Genomic DNA, 16,995 nt, shown 5'->3' with positions numbered 1-16,995 from the left:
GCGGCAGAAAAGCCACAGGTGGGCTCTCGCAGCGCGGGAAAAGGGCTTCAGTGCTGGAATTGTGGCAGATTTCAACGATAATGGGATTAACGGAGTCGAGGAACTTGGGCGGTAAGCTCAAGCATTCCGCACGGTATTGTTTTGATTGGAACCAAACCATGTCGTCGCTGAAAGTTATGTTTGGGATTTTGGCCGCTGGCCTGATGCTGTCGGGCTGCATGCAGGCCACTCGCTATGAGGCGACCGACACCAAGGCCTTCAAGCCGAAGGACAAGGAACTCCTCGCCAAGGTCAAATACGAGAACGCCCCGGTCGCGGAGCCGTTCCGCCGGGCCATCGTCGAGTATCACCGCAAGGAATCGCCGGGCTCGATCGTGGTCGATTCCGACAACCATTATCTCTATTACGTGCTGGAGGGCGGCAAGGCGATCCGCTACGGCATCACCGTTGGCGAAGAGGCCATGGCCTGGTCGGGCATCGCCAAGGTAGGCAGCAAGACCGAGTGGCCGGCCTGGCACCCCACCCCCGGCGAAATCTCGCGCCTGGGCGTGCCGACCTATGTCGCCCCTGGCCCGGACAATCCGATGGGCTCCCGCGCGCTGTATCTCTACTCCGGCGGCAAGGACACGCTGTTCCGCATCCACGGCACCAACCAGCCGGAATATATCGGCGCCTCGATCTCGTCAGGCTGCATCCGCTTGACCAACGAGGACGCGATCGATCTCTATGATCGCGTCAAGGTCGGCACCCTCGTCGTGGTGCTTGAGCCGAAGCACGGCGACTCGCCCTACAATTCGCGGCTTGCGCTTGGCGGCACCCAGCCGGGCAGCTACTGATCGCCGCCTGATCTTCCTGACATCCAAAAGCGCCGGCTTCACCGGCGCTTTTTTGTTGCCGGCTTGTGCGGCCGGGACTTGCCGCCCTTGGCCGCCGACTTCTCCGCAGGCGCTGGAGCCTTCTCCACCCCCTCCTCGTCAGCGCCTTCCCGTGCCTCAGGCTTGACCTCAGGCTTGGCCGCGACCTCGCGCGGCGGCGCTTCCTCGGGACGCTCCGCCGGCAGCAGCGGGGCGACCTGTGGCAGCGGATCCCAGACATTCCACTGGCAAATCCGGTAATCGTTGCGCCGCTGCGCCAGGTCGAGATGGATATGGTCCTCATGGTACCAGTCCGAGCCCGGGCCGAGCACGGTGGAAAACCGCGCGCAGACCGAGTGCAGCACGCGTTCGCGCACCTCGCGCGGCATGGTACGGTCGGTGAGGCCGATCGACTGCCCGTTGGCCAGCTTGATGGAGCGCACGTCGATGGCGTTGGCCTTGCCGTGCTCCGAAAGCATCGCGCCGGCGACGCGGTTGCGGCCGCGGCACTCGAAGGAATCGAAATTATCGAGGTCGCTGATGGTCGAGCCGAGGCTGCTGGCCAACGCCACCATGTCCTTGCGCAGCCAATCGGCGATCGCGGACGCCATGGTACAGCGAAGGATCGCCGCCGGCTTGACCGTCACCTTGCGCTTGTCCGGCAGCACGACAGCTTCCAGCCGCACCAGATCTTCGCCGCCGCAGGCGCCGGGGCCGCGGATATCCGGAATGGAGGGCGCGATCGCGATCTCCTCGGTCAGCGCGAGACGGCAGGCCGAGGCCTGCTTCTCGGGCGGCGCCGCGGCCTCTGCGGGCTTGTCGGCTTCCGGCTTCGGCCTGTCCCGGGAAGGTTTGTCCTCGGCCTCCGCCGGCGCCGCTTCTGGCGCTTTGGGAGCCTCCTCAGGGCGCGGTCTCGGCAGCGGAATCCTGGCGGAATGAACCGCCGGGCGCGGCCGGGGTGCGCCGATACCGAAGATATCCAGGGGGGACGTATTCCTTCGCGCCTCTGCCCGCTCGACGAGCACAAGCGATAGCCCGAGCGCAGCGGTAACCATTGCCGCGCCAGCCGACATATAGCCGCGACAAGACCATTTGCGGCGAATGTCCGGCAGGCTAAAAGTCATGGCAATCTTTGGCCCAACGCTGAGAGCGACAACGCGCCCAGCGACTTCTCGGAGGAACGTCGGAATGCTTGGTTTGATGCAAGATTGGCCCCTGCTCTGCCACCGGATCATCGAACACGCCGCCAAAATTCATGGCAAGCAGGAGGTGGTCACACGCTCGGTCGAGGGACCGATCCATCGCACCACTTACGCCGAGATCCACAAGCGCGCGCTCAAGGTCTCGCAGATGCTGGAGCGTGACGGCATCAAGCTCGGAGACCGTGTCGCGACCATCGCCTGGAACACCTGGCGCCATCTCGAGGTGTGGTACGGCATCATGGGGATCGGTGCCATCTGCCATACCGTCAATCCCCGCCTTTTCCCCGAGCAGATCGCCTGGATCATCAACCATGCGGAAGACCGCATCGTGATGACCGACCTCACCTTCATTCCGATCCTGGAGAAGATCGCCGACAAGCTGCCGAGCGTGGAGCGCTACGTCGTGCTCACCGACAAGGCGCACATGCCGCAGACCACGCTGAAGAACGTGATCGCCTACGAGGACTGGATCGCGCAGGCGGACGGCAAATTCAAATGGAAGGACTTTGACGAGAACACGGCAGCCGCGATGTGTTACACCTCCGGCACCACCGGTGATCCCAAGGGTGTGCTGTATTCGCATCGCTCCAACGTGCTGCACGCGCTGATGGCCAACAATGTCGACGCCCTCGGCACGAGTGCGTCCGAGACAATGCTGCCGGTGGTTCCGCTGTTCCATGCCAACAGCTGGGGCATCGCCTTCTCCGCGCCGTCGCAGGGCACCAAGCTGGTCATGCCCGGCGCCAAGCTCGACGGCGCCTCGGTCTATGAGCTGCTCTCGACCGAGAAGGTGACGCACACCGCCGGCGTGCCGACGGTGTGGCTGATGCTGCTCCAGCACATGTCCGCCAATAATCTCGGGCTGCCGGATTTGAAGATGGTGATCTGCGGCGGCTCGGCGATGCCGCGCTCGATGATCAAGGCCTTCCTCGACATGGGCTCGAACGTGCGCCACGCCTGGGGCATGACCGAGATGAGCCCGATCGGCAGCGTCGCGGCGCTGAAGCCGCCGTTCCACAACGCCACCGGCGATGCCAAGCTCGACGTGCTCCAGATGCAGGGCTATGCACCCTTCGGTGTCGAGATGAAGATCACCGACGATGCCGGCAAGGAGCTGCCCTGGGACGGCAAGACCTTCGGCCGGCTGAAGGTCTCCGGGCCTGCCGTGGCCAAGGCCTATTACCGCGTCGACAGCAACATCCTCGACGAGGAAGGCTTCTTCGACACCGGCGACGTCTCGACCATCGACGAGGACGGCTACATGCGGATCACCGACCGCTCCAAGGACGTGATCAAGTCCGGCGGCGAGTGGATCTCCTCGATCGACCTCGAAAACCTCGCGATCGGTCATCCGGCAGTGGCGGAAGCCGCCGTGATCGGCGTATTCCACCCCAAATGGGACGAGCGCCCGCTGCTGATCGTGCAGCTCAAGCAGGGCCAGCAGGCCACCCGCGAGGAGATCCTGAAGTACATGGACGGCAAGATCGCCAAATGGTGGATGCCCGACGACGTCGCCTTCGTCGAAGGTATTCCGCACACGGCCACCGGCAAGATCCTGAAGACGGCGCTGCGCGACCAGTTCAAGGATTATCGCTTCCCGAACGCGGCGGCCTAGGTTGTGCCACCCTCCCCTGGAGGGGGAGGGTCGGCTCACATGGAGCGAAGCGCAATGTGAGACGGGGTGGGGTGATCTCCCCACACGGGCACCGCCTCGTGGAGAGACCGTCACCCCACCCCGCTCGCGCTACGCGCGATCGACCCTCCCCCTCCAGGGGAGGGTGATCGACCCTTGAATTTGCCGCCGCGCCGTGGTCTCAACGGCTCGTCGTCGCGCCAAATCGGCCGGCATCGCCAACCCCGGCAGAGCTCACTCGATGGCCCGCAGGTTTTCCGCTCCCTATCAGTCGGAGCCCGTGTCCAGCCTCGCGAGCTGGGCGCGCAATCTGGCCGTGTTCGCGGTGGTGGCGGTGGTGGTGTCGATCATCATCGTCCGCTTCGACTTCCTGGAGCCGAAGCCGGCGCTCGCGACCTTCCTGGGCGGGCTCGCGATCGCCGGTCTCTCGATCCTGTTCGGGCTCGCCGGCTTTGCCGCGATCTGGCAGAACGGCTCGCGCGGCATGGCGCGCATCCTGCTCGCTTTCCTGATCGACGGGGCGATCCTCGCCTATCCCGCCTATCTCGCCCTGCAATATCGCAAGCTGCCGGCGATCTACGACATCACCACCGACCCGATCGACCCGCCGCGCTTCGACGCGATGGCGCGGCTGCGCACCGGCGAGGGCACCAATCCCGCGGTCTATGCCGGCCTCTATTCGGCGGAGCAGCAGCGCCGCTTCTATCCCGAAATCGTGCCCGTCGAGCTCGAGATTTCCGTCGACCGCGCCTATGCGATCGCGCTCCAGCTCGTGCACAAGCGCAAATGGATCGTCATCGACGAGCGTGCACCGCAGCCGCCGCGCCGCATCGGCCGCATCGAGGCGGTGGCGCGCACGCCGATCATGGGTTTCCGCGAGGACATTTCGATGAGGTTCGTGGCGGACGGCGATGATTCCCGCGTCGATATCCGCTCGGCCTCGCGCAATTTCGACAGCGATCTCGGCAGCAACGCGGCGCGGATCAAGAAATTCATCGACGATCTCAATACCGCCGCCGATGCCGATGCGCTCAAGCCGGTGAAGAAGACGCCGGTGACGCCGCCGAAGGCACCGGCAAAGACGGTGAAGAAATAGCCCCACCGTCATTCCGGGGCGCGCGTTAGCGCGAGCCCAGAATCCATTCATCCACCAATGCTGAGGCCCGATGGATTCCGGGCTCGCCGCTTCGCGGCCCCGGAATGACAGCGAGTCAGGCGTTCGCCATCCGATACATCCCGCCGATCACAGGATCACCATCCGTCGCGACCACGCCGCGGGCGACCAGATCTTCCAGATGCGCCAGCACGGAATAGCCGGCGGCCGTCGTCAGCCTGGGATCGATGCCGATATAGATCGCGCGGACCATGGTCGGGATGTCGGTCTCGCCCTTGGCGAGGCGGTGCAGGATCGAGGCCTCACGCGCCTTGCGGTGCCGGATCAGGAAGCGCACGAAGCGCTGGCCGTCGGGAATCTCCGGGCCGTGGCCGGAGAAATAGAGGTCTTCCTCGCGTGCGGCGAGCCGGTCGAGCGATTCCATGTAGTCGATCATCGAGCCGTCGGGCGGCGCCACGATCGAAGTCGACCAGCCCATCACGTGATCGCCGACGAAGTTGAACTTTCGCTCCGGCCAGGCGAATGCCAGATGATTGGCGGTGTGCCCCGGCGTCGCCACGGCCTCGAGCCGCCAGCCGTCACCTTCGACGACATCGCCATGTGCGAGGTTGACGTCCGGCGCGAAATCGCGATCGACGCCGGATTCCGGATTGTGCTTCTCGCTCTCGAAACGGGGGCGCGAGGCCCGGTGCGGGCCTTCGGCATAAATCGGCGCTCCCGTCGCCTGCTTGATCCGCGCGGTGTTGGGCGAATGGTCGCGATGGGTGTGGGTGACGAAGATATGGCTCACCGTCTCGCCGCGCACGGCATCGAGCAGCGCAGCCGCATGCGCTTCATCGTCCGGACCTGGATCGATGATCGCGACATTGCCTCGGCCCACGATGTAGCTGACCGTGCCGGTGAAGGTGAACGGGCTCGGATTGTTGCAGAGCACGCGGCGCACGCCGGGTCGGACTTCCTCGACGATGCCGGGCTTCAGTGGAAAATTGCGGTTGAACGGGACGTCGTCGTTGTCGGACATGGGACTTCCTATACGGACGACCCCACTCTTCGTCATACCCCGCGAAAGCGGGGTATCCAGTACGCCGCGGCGCCTGAGGCGAAGGCGAGGTCTCTGGGATACTGGATCGTCCGCCTACGCGGACGATGACAGCGGAGCACGGCATGGAAGCCAATAACAATCAGAAAAACGCCTGAATGCCCGTGATGGCGCGGCCCAGGATCAGGGCGTGGACGTCGTGGGTGCCCTCGTAGGTGTTGACCGTCTCGAGGTTCTGGACGTGGCGCATGACGTGGTATTCGATCGAGATGCCGTTGCCGCCGTGCATGTCGCGGGCGGTGCGGGCGATGTCGAGGGCCTTGCCGCAATTGTTGCGCTTCATGATCGAGATCATCTCGGGCGCGAACTTGCCCTCGTCCATCAGGCGGCCGACGCGAAGCGAGCCCTGAAGACCCAGCGCGATCTCGGTCTCCATGTCCGCGAGCTTCTTCTGCACGAGCTGGGTTGCGGCGAGCGGCTTGCCGAACTGCTTGCGGTCGAGCGTGTACTGACGGGCGCGATGCATGCAGTCCTCGGCCGCGCCGAGCGCACCCCAGGAAATGCCGTAGCGGGCGCGGTTGAGGCAGCCGAACGGACCCTTCAGGCCCGAGACGTTGGGCAGCAGCGCGTCTTCCGGAACCACGACGCCGTCCATCACGACCTCGCCGGTGATGGAGGCGCGAAGCGAGAGCTTGCCGCCGATCTTCGGTGCGGAGAGGCCCTTCATGCCCTTCTCCAGCACGAAGCCGCGGATCTGGTTGTCGTGCGCAGCCGACTTGGCCCAGACCACGAACACGTCCGCGATCGGCGCGTTCGAGATCCACATCTTGCTGCCGGTGAGGCGATAGCCGTCCGAAACCTTTTCCGCGCGGGTCTTCATGCCGGCGGGATCGGAGCCGGCGTCAGGCTCCGTCAGACCGAAGCAGCCGACCCACTCGCCGCTGGCGAGCTTCGGCAGGTACTTCTTGCGCTGGTTCTCGTCGCCATAGGCGTAGATCGGGTACATCACCAGTGAGGACTGCACCGAGTTCATCGAGCGGTAGCCGGAATCGACCCGCTCGATCTCGCGCGCGACGAGGCCGTAAGCCACGTAGCTCGCGTTGGCGCAGCCATATTCCTCAGGCAGCGTGATGCCGATCAGGCCGAGCTCGCCCATCTCGTTGAAGATCTCGCGGTCGGTCTTCTCTTCGAGATAGGCCTTGGCGACGCGCGGCAGCAGCTTGTCCTGGGCGTAGGCGCGGGCGGTGTCGCGCACCATGCGCTCGTCTTCGGTGAGTTGCTCGTCGAGCAGGAACGGATCGTCCCACTGGAAAGAAGCCGCAGCCGGCTTGTCCTTGGCCTGAGGGCGCACGCTCATAAAACGTCCTTTCGCGTCTGGTTCCGTCAACAATTGCCCGACAAACTAAAGCGCCGCGGCAACAAGTGCAATTGCGTCCTGGTTTCGGTCACTCCGGTTCGCGCCACGGCCTGAACCTGGAAACGTTGTGGTCAGCTTTCGAGTTGCTCGTTGGCGACGATCTCGATGCCGAAGCCCGACAGGCCCTTGTAGTCGTGCACCGAGGAGGTGAGATGCCGGATCGAGGTGACGCCGAGGTCACGCAGGATCTGGGCGCCGACGCCGACCTCGCGCCACTGGCGGTTGCGGTCGGCCTCCGTCGAGGACTCGTCCGGCAGGGGCGCCACGGGGACACCGGCGGCTCCATCGCGCAAATAAACCAGCACGCCACGGCCGGATTTCTTGAAATGCTCGAGCACGACCGCCATGCGCTTGTGACCGGTGAAGGTGTCCTTGACGATGTTCGGCTTGTGGAAGCGCGTCAGCACGTTCTTGCCGTCGCCGACGCCGTTATAGACGAAGGCGACGTGAGCGATGGAATCGAACGGCGAGCGGTAGGCATAGCCCTGCAAGGGACCGATCGGGCTCTCGGTGACGAAGGTCGAGACCCGCTCGATCAGTTTTTCGCGCGCCTGGCGGTAAGCGATCATATCCGCGATGGTGACGTGCTTGAGCTTGTGCTGGGCGGCGAAGCGGGCGACCTGCTCGCCCTTCATCACGCTGCCGTCGTCGTTCATGAGCTCGCTGATGACGCCGACCGGCGGAAGGCCCGAGAGCTTGCAGAGGTCCACGGCAGCCTCGGTATGGCCGGAGCGCAGCAGCACGCCGCCGTCCTTGGCGATCAGCGGGAAGATGTGACCGGGCCGGGCGAAATCGTTGGCGCCGACATTGGGATTGGCCAGCGCGCGGCAGCAGGAGGCGCGTTCCTCGGCGGAGATGCCGGTGCCGCCATCGGGCTTGTAGTCGATCGACACCGTGAAGGCGGTGGTGTGCGCGGAATCGTTATGGGCCACCATCGGATCGAGCCGCAGGCGGCGCGCGTCATCGCCGGTCACGGGCGCGCAGACGATGCCGGAGGTGTGGCGGATGATGAACGCCATCTTCTCGGCGGTGCAGAGCGAGGCGGCGACGATCAGATCGCCCTCGCCCTCACGGTCCTCGTCGTCGGTGACGACGACGAGCTCCCCCCGGGCAAAGGCCTGCAAGACTTCCTGAATGCTATCGGGCATTTCCCAATCTCTATCGGTTATGCCGGGAGGCTTAGCCGGACTTGGGCCGGGGCGCTAGTGTCCTGGACGCAACCGCATATTCCGGGCGGCGGGCCCATCGAAGGCCGGCTTGCACCGAAGATACCAGGATATAGGCGCAGACAGCCGGAGAGGAAGGCGGCCGGATGCCGTCAAGGCAGCACCTCGCGCCGTTCGCCGAGCCGCTGATCGAGCTCGGCGCGCTTGTCGGCGAGCAGGCCGGCCTGGGCGGCTTCGATCACGGTAAACAGCTCGTGCGCATCGCTGAGCCGGGTCACGGTGACGTAGCTGGCGCCGGCCTCGTAGAGCGCCCCGACGTCGGCCAGGAGGTCGGCGGTGGCGACGATCAGGGCGGTCGGATTGAGCGCGCGCACGTGGCGGACCAGCTTCTCGTTGGTGGCGCCCTTCAGCAGCGAATCCGGCACGCTGAGGATGATCATCTCGGACTTGCCGATGCCGGCATGGAGCAGCGTATCGACATTGCTGATATCGCCGTAGATCACGTGCAGGCCGCGCGAAAGCAGGGTCTGGTACACATTGGGGTTGAAGTCGACCACCGTGATCTGCTCCAGCAGCACCGGCGCCTGCCGCTCGATCTCGGCCAGCAGCGCGCTCGCGGCACGGAAAAAGCCGAGGATGACGACGCGGCGGGCCTCGCCATGGCCGCCCTCGTGCCCGTCCTCGGCATGGCCGCTGCCGTGATCGAGGTCGCGCAGGCCGATCCGCTTCAGGGGGCCGATCGCCCAGCGGGTGATCTCGTCGCTGCGGCTCATCGCGAAGGTCGAGAGCACCGCCAGCACTACGAAGGCGAAGGAGGCGGCGTTCGCCGTCTCGGCGGCGATGTGGTGATCGGCGACGCCGGTCTGGATCACCACCAGCGAGAACTCGGAGATCTGCGCGAGGTTGAGGGCCGGCAACAGGCTAGCGCGCAGGCCCTGCTTCATCAGGTAGAGCGGCGTGAAGGTGGTGAGGAGGCGGCTCACCACCGTGAACGCCGCGATCATCACGGCAAGTCCGATCACCGAGAGGCCGGGCACGGGAATGGTCATCCCGAGCGCGACGAAAAACAGGGTGATGAAGAAGTCGCGCAGCGTGGTGACCTTGGCGGTGACGTCGAGCGCGTAGGGGAAGGTCGAGAGCGAGACGCCGGCGATCAGGGCGCCCATCTCGCGCGACAGCGACAACCGTTCGGCGGTCTCGGCGACCAGAAAGCACCAGGCCAGCGCGCCGAGCAGGATCAGCTCGGGGCGCCGGGCGATCTGATGGAACAGCCGCGGCAGCACGTAGCGGCTGACCAGCAGCGCGGCGGCAACCAGCACCGCGACGCGGCCGATCGAGAGCAGGATGACGCTGACCTGCAGATTGGCCAGGCTCGGCTGCACTGCCAGGAAGAGAATCGCGAAGATGTCCTGGAGCACCAGGACGCCGAGGGTGATGCGGCCCGGCAGCGTATCGAGCTCGCGTTTCTCGTAGAGCACCTTGACGATGATGACGGTGCTCGACAATGCGCAGGCGACGCAGAGATAGACCGCATCGAAATGCCCGCCGCCGAGCGCCAGGCCGATGCCGACGAAGAAGAGGAGCCCGAGCAGGCAGCCGCCGAGCAGCTGGCTGCCTGCCGCGAACAGGATCACCCGCCCTGCCCGCACGATCTTCTTCAGGTCGATCTCCAGGCCGATCATGAAAAGCATGAAGATCAGGCCAAGCTCGGAGATGACGCTGATCGATTCCTGCGAGTGGACCCAGCCGGCGCCGAATGGACCTATGCAGAAGCCGGCGATAAGGTAGGCCAGGATCAGCGGCTGCCGGGAGAAATGGGCGAGCAGGCCCAGCATCCAGGCAAAGAGGATAGAGAGAGTGATGTCGCGAATGAGCTCGTGCATACCAAATTGGTCCGTTTTGCCGCACCCTAGAGACGGGTTGCGGCGCGGCAAGCGAGCAATTCGTCACATGCAAAAAGGGCTGCTCGCAGCAATGCTGCTATGTCCCCTCGCCTTTGCCGTGCCCGCCGCCGCGCAATCCAAGGTCAATATCGAACAGAACTTTGCCGATTCCCTCACCGCTATGCCGAAGGAAGAACTCGCCGTCTCCGGCGGGTTCTACGTGCCCGCTTACTCCAGCGTGGCGATGAGCCAGGGCAAGCTGCGCGTCGACTTCTCGGTGACCTTGAGTGTTCACAACGCCTCCGAGACGCAAGCACTGGTGATCAAACGCATCGCCTATTTCGACACCGCAGGCAAGCAGGTCGAGAGTTATCTGAAGGCGCCAGTGGCCTTGAGGCCGCTGGCCACCGTCTCGGTCTTCGTTCCGACCGACGATTTGCGCGGCGGGACCGGGGCCAATTTCCTGGTCGACTGGGCCGCCACGGGCGAGATCGCCGAGCCCGTGGTCGAGGCCCTCATGGTTGGCGGCATCGCCAATGCGCATTACGCTTTCATCAGCCAGGGCCGTCCAACCAGGACCGCCGGCAAGAAGTAAGGCGGCCGGTGCAACGCCGGCCGGCTCAACAAGAACAGAAACGAGGAACGCCCCCATGACGTCCAGCTTCGATTTCGCGCCCCTGTTTCCGGCAGGGCTGCCGGCCCCTTCCGCGCGCTGGACGGGCCTTGCCAAATACAGCTTTGTCGGCGGCAATAACGATTCCGAGCAGGTGCCGCTCGACGAGCTGATCGAAGCAACCAACACGGTGCTGCGCCGCGAGGGCCGCTCGCTCGCCACCTACGGGCTGGCACACGGCCCGCAGGGTTACCTGCCGCTGCGCGAATTCCTGGTGACGAAGCTCAAGCGCGATGCCGGCATCACCTGCACCGTCGACGATCTCCTGATCGTCTCCGGCTCGCTGCAGGCGCTCGATCTCGTCAACGCGACGCTGCTGACCCGCGGCGATACCGTGATCTTCGAGCAGGACAGCTATCAGGGCTCGCTGACCCGCCTGGCGCGGCTCGGCGTCAACGTGGTCGGCGTCCCCCTCGACAAGGACGGCATGCGCATGGACCTGTTGGCCGCGACGCTGGCCGACCTGAAGAGCCGCGGCATCCGGCCGAAATACATCTACACCATTCCGACGGTGCAGAACCCAACCGGCAGCATCATGCCCGAGAGCCGCCGCGCCGAGCTGGTGCGGCTTGCGACCGAATACGGCGTGCCCATCTTCGAGGACGATTGCTATGCCGACCTGGTCTGGTCGGGGCAGCGGCCACCGGCGATCTACGCGATGAGCCCGAACGGCGGCGTGATCCATATCGGCTCGTTCTCGAAATCGATCGCGCCGGCGCTGCGCGTCGGCTTCATCGTCGCGCCCTGGGAGGTGATGTCGCGGATGCTGGCGCTGAAGACGGACGCGGGCTCCGGTGCGCTGGAGCAGATGGTGCTCGCCACCTATTGCAAGCCGCATTTTTCGACCCACGTGCCGGCTTTGACGAAGGCGCTGCGCACCAAGCTCGACACGCTGATGGAGGCGCTGAACGAGCAGTTCGGCACAGCGGCCGAATTCGAGGAGCCCAAGGGCGGAATCTTCCTCTGGGTGAAGCTACCCGAGCAGGTCGATACGTTGAAGCTGTATCAGGCCGCGCTTGCCGCCGGGGTGTCGATCAATCCGGGACCGGAATGGTCGACCAACAAGGCCCATTCCAGCTCGCGGCTCAGGCTCTGCTTTGCGAGTCCGACGCATCAGCAGATCCGCGATGGCGTCGCCGTGCTGGCCGAGGTCTGCCGCAAGGAGTTCGGCGTGCCGGCCCGCAGCGCCAATGTGGAGAAACGGGGCTGAGGCCGCCGCCTTACGCCTCGACGTGAAACTCCACGTTGACCTGACCGGAGCCGGAGGACGGGAAATAGTCGCAAAGCTGCTCGGCGGCGCCGCGATAGTCGTACCAGCCGAGCGCGGCGAACAGCATGATGGTGTCGGCCATGCCGCCTTCACCGTTGCACTTGGTGGCGTAGTCCGGAAGCATGTCGAGGAATTCGCGGTAGCGGCGGCTCTGCCACAGCTCGAGCACGCGCAAATCGACCTGGCGGTTGAACTCGCTGGCGACCGAGGTCCACGCCTCCGGGCCGAGCTTCTTGTTCGGCCAGAGCCGGTGCGAGAGCGAGCCGCTGGCGAGGACGGCGACCCGCTCGCCGGATGCATCGATCGCCCGGCGGGTCGCTTCGCCGAGGACCCGGCTCTCCTCGAACGACGTGAAGAGCGGCGAGGCGACCGAGACGACCTTCGCAAAGCCGTCCGGGTTCATGTAGTGCATCGGCACGATCGTGCCGTATTCGAGCCCGAGGCTCGCCACCTGATGGGCGATCACGTTCAGGCCCGCCTCTCCGGCCCTATCAGCGATGGCCTCCGCCAGGGGCGTATCACCCGGCAGATCGTAGCGCAGATCCTGGATCATCTGCGGCGCCTCGTGGCTCGTGAACGAGCCGTGATGCCTCGCATTGGCATTGATGTGGTAGCCGAAATTGGAGAGCCAGTGGGTGTCGAACACCACGAAGCAGGTGACGCCGCGCTCTTTCGCCCGCCGGCCGAGTTCGCGCAGGGACCTGACCGCCGGCTCGCGCGCGGCACGCAGCGGGCTGCCGGGTTGCTCCGACAGCATCAACGATGGAACGTGGGTGACCTTGGCGGCGAGTACGAGCTGCCCCATGGCGGTCCCCTCGAAGCGTCAGGCCGCCTGGGGCTGACTGCCGTGGATTGCGGAGGCAAGCCGCAGCAAAAGCACGATCGAGACGTTGCCCTTGCCGGCCTCGATCTGGGCGATATAGCGCTCGGAAATCCCGGAACGGCGGGCCAGCTCGCGGCGCGACAGGTCGCAGCGCATGCGCGAGGACCGCAGGCGATCGCCCAGCTCGGTCAGAAACTCGGTCTCGGAATAAGGCGGCACGGCACAGCTCCCCGGCAGCACTTCGCCCGCAAAATCCATGACTTGATTCAGCATTGGTGTATCCAGGTTGGCCTTCGAGAAACGCCATCCTACCCCGGAAAAGACCGGGCTCATTGACGCGGATCAAATTCGCGAGTGATTGGCGGCCGCCATGGACGGAAGCGGGCGGGATGCTACACTTTGGAATTCTTCGAGGCGGGGTTCTTTAAGGACATGACGCGTTGTTTGAGCCGCTGGATCGCGGCTGCGCTGCTGTTGGCGGCGATCGCACCTGCGGCCAGTGCCGAGACGCTGGCCGTGACGATCGAGCAATGGGGCCTGCTCGGCTCATGGGCGGTCGACTGCGCAGCGAAGCCCGACCGCGACAAGGGCGCGCTGCTGACCTACGAGATCCGGAAGGACGGCCGGGTGATGTACCGGCGCAATTTCGGCGGCGCCAAGGACGAGAACGAGGTGGTGTCGGCCACGGTCAGCGCCGAGGGCCTGCTCAATGTGATGGTGTACTTCCCCTCGCTGCACCAGGCGCGTGAGTTCGGGCTGGTGCTCCTGAAGGACGGCAGCCTGCGCGCGATCTACAATCGTAGCGAGCGCGGCGAGTACACGATCCGGGACGGCAAATACGTCGCGACGGGCGCACCGACGCCGACGCAACAACGTTGCGATTAGCCACCTGAACAGCCGTTCAGAATTCTCCTGTGATTCTCCCGGAACGTTCGCGCGAATGCCCGGTTTAAATCGGCATTCGATTGGAGGAGGACATCATGAAGAAGCTTGGTTATGTGGTTGCGGCCGTGGGTGCGCTCGTGATCGCGGCGCCGACGCTGGCAAGCGCCGAGACGGTGGTGATCAAGCGCGGCTATCACCATCATCATCACGGCCCGTACGGCGCCCGTGCCGAATATCGCACGCACCATCACGATCGCGGCTGGCATCGCCACCATCGCGGAGACCGAGTGGTCGTGATCAAGCGCAGCCACCGCCACCATCACTGGGACTAATGCGCAACGCGAATGAAAATGGCCCCTCACGGGGCCATTTCTATTGCCCAGGCACGCGAGCTAATCCCACGCCGGCGCGAAGCCCGGATTGACGCAGCGGCGATCCTTCGGCAACGCGGCGATCTTCTTGCGGTCGGCATCGTCGAGCGTGATCTTCAGCGCATCGAGGTTGGCCTGCTGGCTCTCGCGGCGCGAGGCCTTCGGGATCGCGGCGACACCGTCCTGGTCGAGCAGCCATTTCAGCGCGACCTGCGCGGCGGTCGCGTTGTGCCTGGCGCCGATCTCGGCCAGCACCGGATCCGAGGCAACCCGCCCCTGCGCCAGCGGACAATACGCGACGAGCCGGATCGACTTCGCCGCGAGATAGGCCAGCACCTTCGATTGATCGAGCATGGCGTGATATTCGACCTGGTTGCAGGCGATCGGCGCCTTGACGTCCTCGACCGCGATCTTGAGCAGCGCCGTGGTGAAATTGGCGACGCCGATGGCGCGCGTGCGGCCCTCCTCCTTGAGTTTGATCAAGGTTTCGAACACCGCGCCCCAATCCGCAGCCTTCGACGGCCAGTGCACGAGATAAAGGTCGACATGGTCGAGCCTGAGCTTGTTCAGGCTGGTGTCGAAGGCGCGCCGGATCGCGTCCGGCGTGAGGTTTTCGTGCCAGACCTTGGTCGTGACGTGAAGCTCGCCACGCGGCAGGCGGGACGCGGCGATGGCCGATCCGATCGGCTCCTCATTGGCGTACATCTCGGCGGTGTCGATGTGGCGATAGCCGATCGACAGCGCGCTCTCGACCGCGGCGCGGCAGGCATCGCCCTGCATGCGAAAAGTGCCGAGGCCGAGCTTGGGCATGCTGATGCCCTGTGTCTTCAGATTGTCCATGGACAGGCTCCTGAGGTATTGCATCCCGCCGGACGCGCGGCGAGGCCGCGTGAGCAGATCTTTCGGTGATGGAAAAGAGACGGCGGGAGCAAGCAGCATAGCCCGACGAGGGCGGCGCGGCCAATCAAGATCGGGTTAGCGACCTACGAATGCTGCGCCACCATGGCCGGTCGCGGATGCGGCTGCGGCGCGATGTCGACCGACCAGAGGCTGCGGTTATCGACGTCCTTCAAAGTCACCGTCATGACGCCGCTGCGGCCGTCGATATCGACACGGCCAAAGAATTGCATGCCGAAACAAGGCGCCAGATTTTCACCCTGCGCCGCGCTGCAGCCGTTCTGGTACATCGCGATCGGCCCAAAGGTGTTATCGAGCTCGGCCGGGCCCCAGGTCCCGGCATGCAGCGGGCCGGAGACGAACTCCCAGAACGGCTCAAACTCCTGGAATTGCGCCCTGTTCGGATCATAATGATGCGCGGCGGTGTAGTGCATGTCGGCGGTGAGCCAGACGATGTTGCGCACACCGGCGCGCTTGACGGAGCTGAGAAGATCGGCGATCTCGTGCTCGCGTCGATCGGGCGGCCCGTCGCCGAGCGCGACGGCATCCAGGCTGATCAGACCGATCGGCAGGTCGGCCGCGATCACCTTCCAGGTCGCGCGCGAGGCGGCAAGCTCGCGCTTCAGCCAGGCGAGCTGTTCGGCACCAAAGATCCAGCCGCGCCGGTCGCTGCCCCTGTTCCAGCTATCGTCGCGATAGCTGCGCATGTCGATCATGAAGATGTCGAGCAGCGGGGCATAGGCGATCTTTCGATAAACCCGTCCCTGCTGCGCGCCGATATCGCGGATCGGCATGAAGTCGAAGAAGGCACGGCGGGCGCGGGCGACCAGGCGCGGGGTGCCGTCATCCTCAAAGCCTGCGTGATCGTAGCTGCCGGTCGGCGACCAGTCGTTGGTGACCTCGTGGTCGTCCCATTGCGCGAGCATCGGCACTTCCGCGTGGAAGGCGCGAAAGTTCTCGTCGAGATGGTTGTATTTGTAATTGCCGCGAAACTGCGCCAGCGTGTGCGCGACTTCGGACTTTTCCTCGATCACGAGGTTGCGCCAGGTCTCGCCGTTCGGCAGCTTCTGCTCTGACGGAATCGTGCAGTCGGCGTAGATGTGATCGCCGGAATGGATGAAGAAATCGGGGCGGTTGTCCAGCATGGTGCGATAGCCGCGATAGCCGCCGCGCGCGATGTCGATGCCCCAGCCCTGCCCCGCGACGTCGCCGGACCACACGAACGAGATCGACCGGCCGGCGGCCGGCGCGGTGCGGAAATGGCCGATGCGGCTCTCGCCGCGAAGGCCGGTTGCGATATCGTCGAAGCGGACGCGGTAAAAGACGTCCTGTCCCGGCGACAGATCGTTCAGCAGCAGCTTTGCGGTGAAATCGCCATCCGCCAGCGCATCGCGCGAAGCCGACGCAATGATGGTCTTGAAACTCTCGATGGTCGAGCACTCCACATGCATCCGTGCGGCCCGGTCCGCGCGCGCCCAGACCACGGCGGAGCCATCGCAGACGTCGCCGGACTGAATCCCGCCGGCGACCTGCGGACGGTCGGCGGCGCGGCTGAGATACGGGGTTGCGAGCGTGCCGAGTGAGGCAACCGCCAAGCTTGAAGTCGAACGGACCAGGAATTGCCGCCGGGTCCATGCGCGCGAAGCGCGGAGCGTTGCCATTCAGAAACCTTCGTCGAATCACGACGGAAGGTGCCTGCGCTCCTTAACCTCCAGCTTACGGTTTGTTGACTCCCCGCCGACGATTTTGCGACGCGAAGATGACGGGC

General features: G+C 65.0%; 16 protein-coding genes. 7 read left to right on the top strand and 9 right to left on the bottom strand.

From position 1 onward, the window contains the following. Nucleotides 1-158: 158 nt before the first annotated feature. Entirely contained in the window at nt 159-836 is a 678-nt protein-coding gene (locus AC066S_RS32955; RefSeq protein WP_126256680.1) for a L,D-transpeptidase, read from the top strand. Nucleotides 837-874: 38 nt separating this feature from the next. Here the strand turns inward: AC066S_RS32955 and AC066S_RS32950 are convergent, their stop codons facing one another. Further along, the gene (locus AC066S_RS32950) at nt 875-1,978 is read right to left on the bottom strand and encodes an extensin family protein (RefSeq protein WP_478271595.1); all 1,104 of its coding nucleotides are present in this window, start codon (nt 1,976-1,978) and stop codon (nt 875-877) included. 64 nt (nt 1,979-2,042) lie between these two features. On the opposite strand from AC066S_RS32950, the gene AC066S_RS32945 reads away from it, so the two are divergent. Next, complete coding sequence (locus AC066S_RS32945; protein ID WP_478271594.1) at nt 2,043-3,671, top strand: fatty-acid--CoA ligase; 1,629 nt, start codon at nt 2,043-2,045, stop codon at nt 3,669-3,671. A 259-nt stretch (nt 3,672-3,930) separates the two neighbouring features. Then, complete coding sequence (locus AC066S_RS32940; RefSeq protein WP_478271593.1) at nt 3,931-4,785, top strand: DUF1499 domain-containing protein; 855 nt, start codon at nt 3,931-3,933, stop codon at nt 4,783-4,785. 115 nt (nt 4,786-4,900) lie between these two features. Here the strand turns inward: AC066S_RS32940 and AC066S_RS32935 are convergent, their stop codons facing one another. The 4 genes from AC066S_RS32935 to AC066S_RS32920 all read right to left on the bottom strand — a co-directional run bounded on the left by AC066S_RS32935 (nt 4,901) and on the right by AC066S_RS32920 (nt 10,308). Continuing rightward, nucleotides 4,901-5,824, bottom strand: a complete 924-nt coding sequence (locus AC066S_RS32935) for an MBL fold metallo-hydrolase (RefSeq protein WP_478271592.1) — start codon at nt 5,822-5,824, stop codon at nt 4,901-4,903. A 160-nt stretch (nt 5,825-5,984) separates the two neighbouring features. Next, the gene (locus AC066S_RS32930; RefSeq protein ID WP_126256685.1) at nt 5,985-7,199 is read right to left on the bottom strand and encodes an acyl-CoA dehydrogenase; all 1,215 of its coding nucleotides are present in this window, start codon (nt 7,197-7,199) and stop codon (nt 5,985-5,987) included. A gap of 131 nt (nt 7,200-7,330) precedes the next feature. After that, a complete protein-coding gene (gene ribB, locus AC066S_RS32925; protein ID WP_126256686.1) occupies nt 7,331-8,407 on the bottom strand; it encodes a 3,4-dihydroxy-2-butanone-4-phosphate synthase in 1,077 nt (358 codons plus the stop codon). Between the two features lie 170 nt (nt 8,408-8,577). Continuing rightward, complete coding sequence (locus tag AC066S_RS32920; RefSeq protein ID WP_126256687.1) at nt 8,578-10,308, bottom strand: cation:proton antiporter; 1,731 nt, start codon at nt 10,306-10,308, stop codon at nt 8,578-8,580. 67 nt (nt 10,309-10,375) lie between these two features. Here AC066S_RS32920 and AC066S_RS32915 point away from each other — a divergent pair, with 67 nt between their 5' ends. Together AC066S_RS32915 and AC066S_RS32910 are read left to right on the top strand one after the other, a co-directional pair. Continuing rightward, nucleotides 10,376-10,903 (top strand): DUF3124 domain-containing protein, encoded by a 528-nt coding sequence (locus AC066S_RS32915; protein ID WP_478271591.1) that lies wholly within the window; start codon nt 10,376-10,378, stop codon nt 10,901-10,903. 55 nt (nt 10,904-10,958) lie between these two features. Beyond that, entirely contained in the window at nt 10,959-12,191 is a 1,233-nt protein-coding gene (locus tag AC066S_RS32910; protein ID WP_478271590.1) for an aminotransferase-like domain-containing protein, read from the top strand. 10 nt (nt 12,192-12,201) lie between these two features. Here AC066S_RS32910 and hpaD read toward each other — a convergent pair whose 3' ends face one another. Together hpaD and AC066S_RS32900 are read right to left on the bottom strand one after the other, a co-directional pair. Beyond that, nucleotides 12,202-13,056 carry a 3,4-dihydroxyphenylacetate 2,3-dioxygenase gene (gene hpaD, locus AC066S_RS32905; RefSeq protein ID WP_478271589.1) on the bottom strand — a complete coding sequence of 285 codons (855 nt, stop codon included), beginning with the start codon at nt 13,054-13,056 and terminating at the stop codon, nt 12,202-12,204. An 18-nt stretch (nt 13,057-13,074) separates the two neighbouring features. After that, nucleotides 13,075-13,347, bottom strand: coding sequence for a helix-turn-helix domain-containing protein (locus tag AC066S_RS32900; protein ID WP_128916759.1), 273 nt, complete (start codon nt 13,345-13,347; stop codon nt 13,075-13,077). 159 nt (nt 13,348-13,506) lie between these two features. Here AC066S_RS32900 and AC066S_RS32895 point away from each other — a divergent pair, with 159 nt between their 5' ends. After that, entirely contained in the window at nt 13,507-13,959 is a 453-nt protein-coding gene (locus AC066S_RS32895; RefSeq protein WP_135167840.1) for a hypothetical protein, read from the top strand. A gap of 95 nt (nt 13,960-14,054) precedes the next feature. Further along, nucleotides 14,055-14,291, top strand: a complete 237-nt coding sequence (locus tag AC066S_RS32890; protein ID WP_478271588.1) for a hypothetical protein — start codon at nt 14,055-14,057, stop codon at nt 14,289-14,291. A 60-nt stretch (nt 14,292-14,351) separates the two neighbouring features. Here the strand turns inward: AC066S_RS32890 and AC066S_RS32885 are convergent, their stop codons facing one another. Then, on the bottom strand, nt 14,352-15,170 hold the full coding sequence (locus AC066S_RS32885) for an aldo/keto reductase (protein WP_478271587.1): 819 nt from the start codon (nt 15,168-15,170) through the stop codon (nt 14,352-14,354). 143 nt (nt 15,171-15,313) lie between these two features. Beyond that, on the bottom strand, nt 15,314-16,888 hold the full coding sequence (locus AC066S_RS32880; protein WP_478271586.1) for an alkaline phosphatase D family protein: 1,575 nt from the start codon (nt 16,886-16,888) through the stop codon (nt 15,314-15,316). Nucleotides 16,889-16,995 lie beyond the last annotated feature (107 nt).

This window comes from Bradyrhizobium sp. CFUWI (assembly GCF_056429085.1).
Note: the sequence above shows the minus strand (reverse complement) of the source record. Positions and strands in the feature narration are given on the sequence as shown.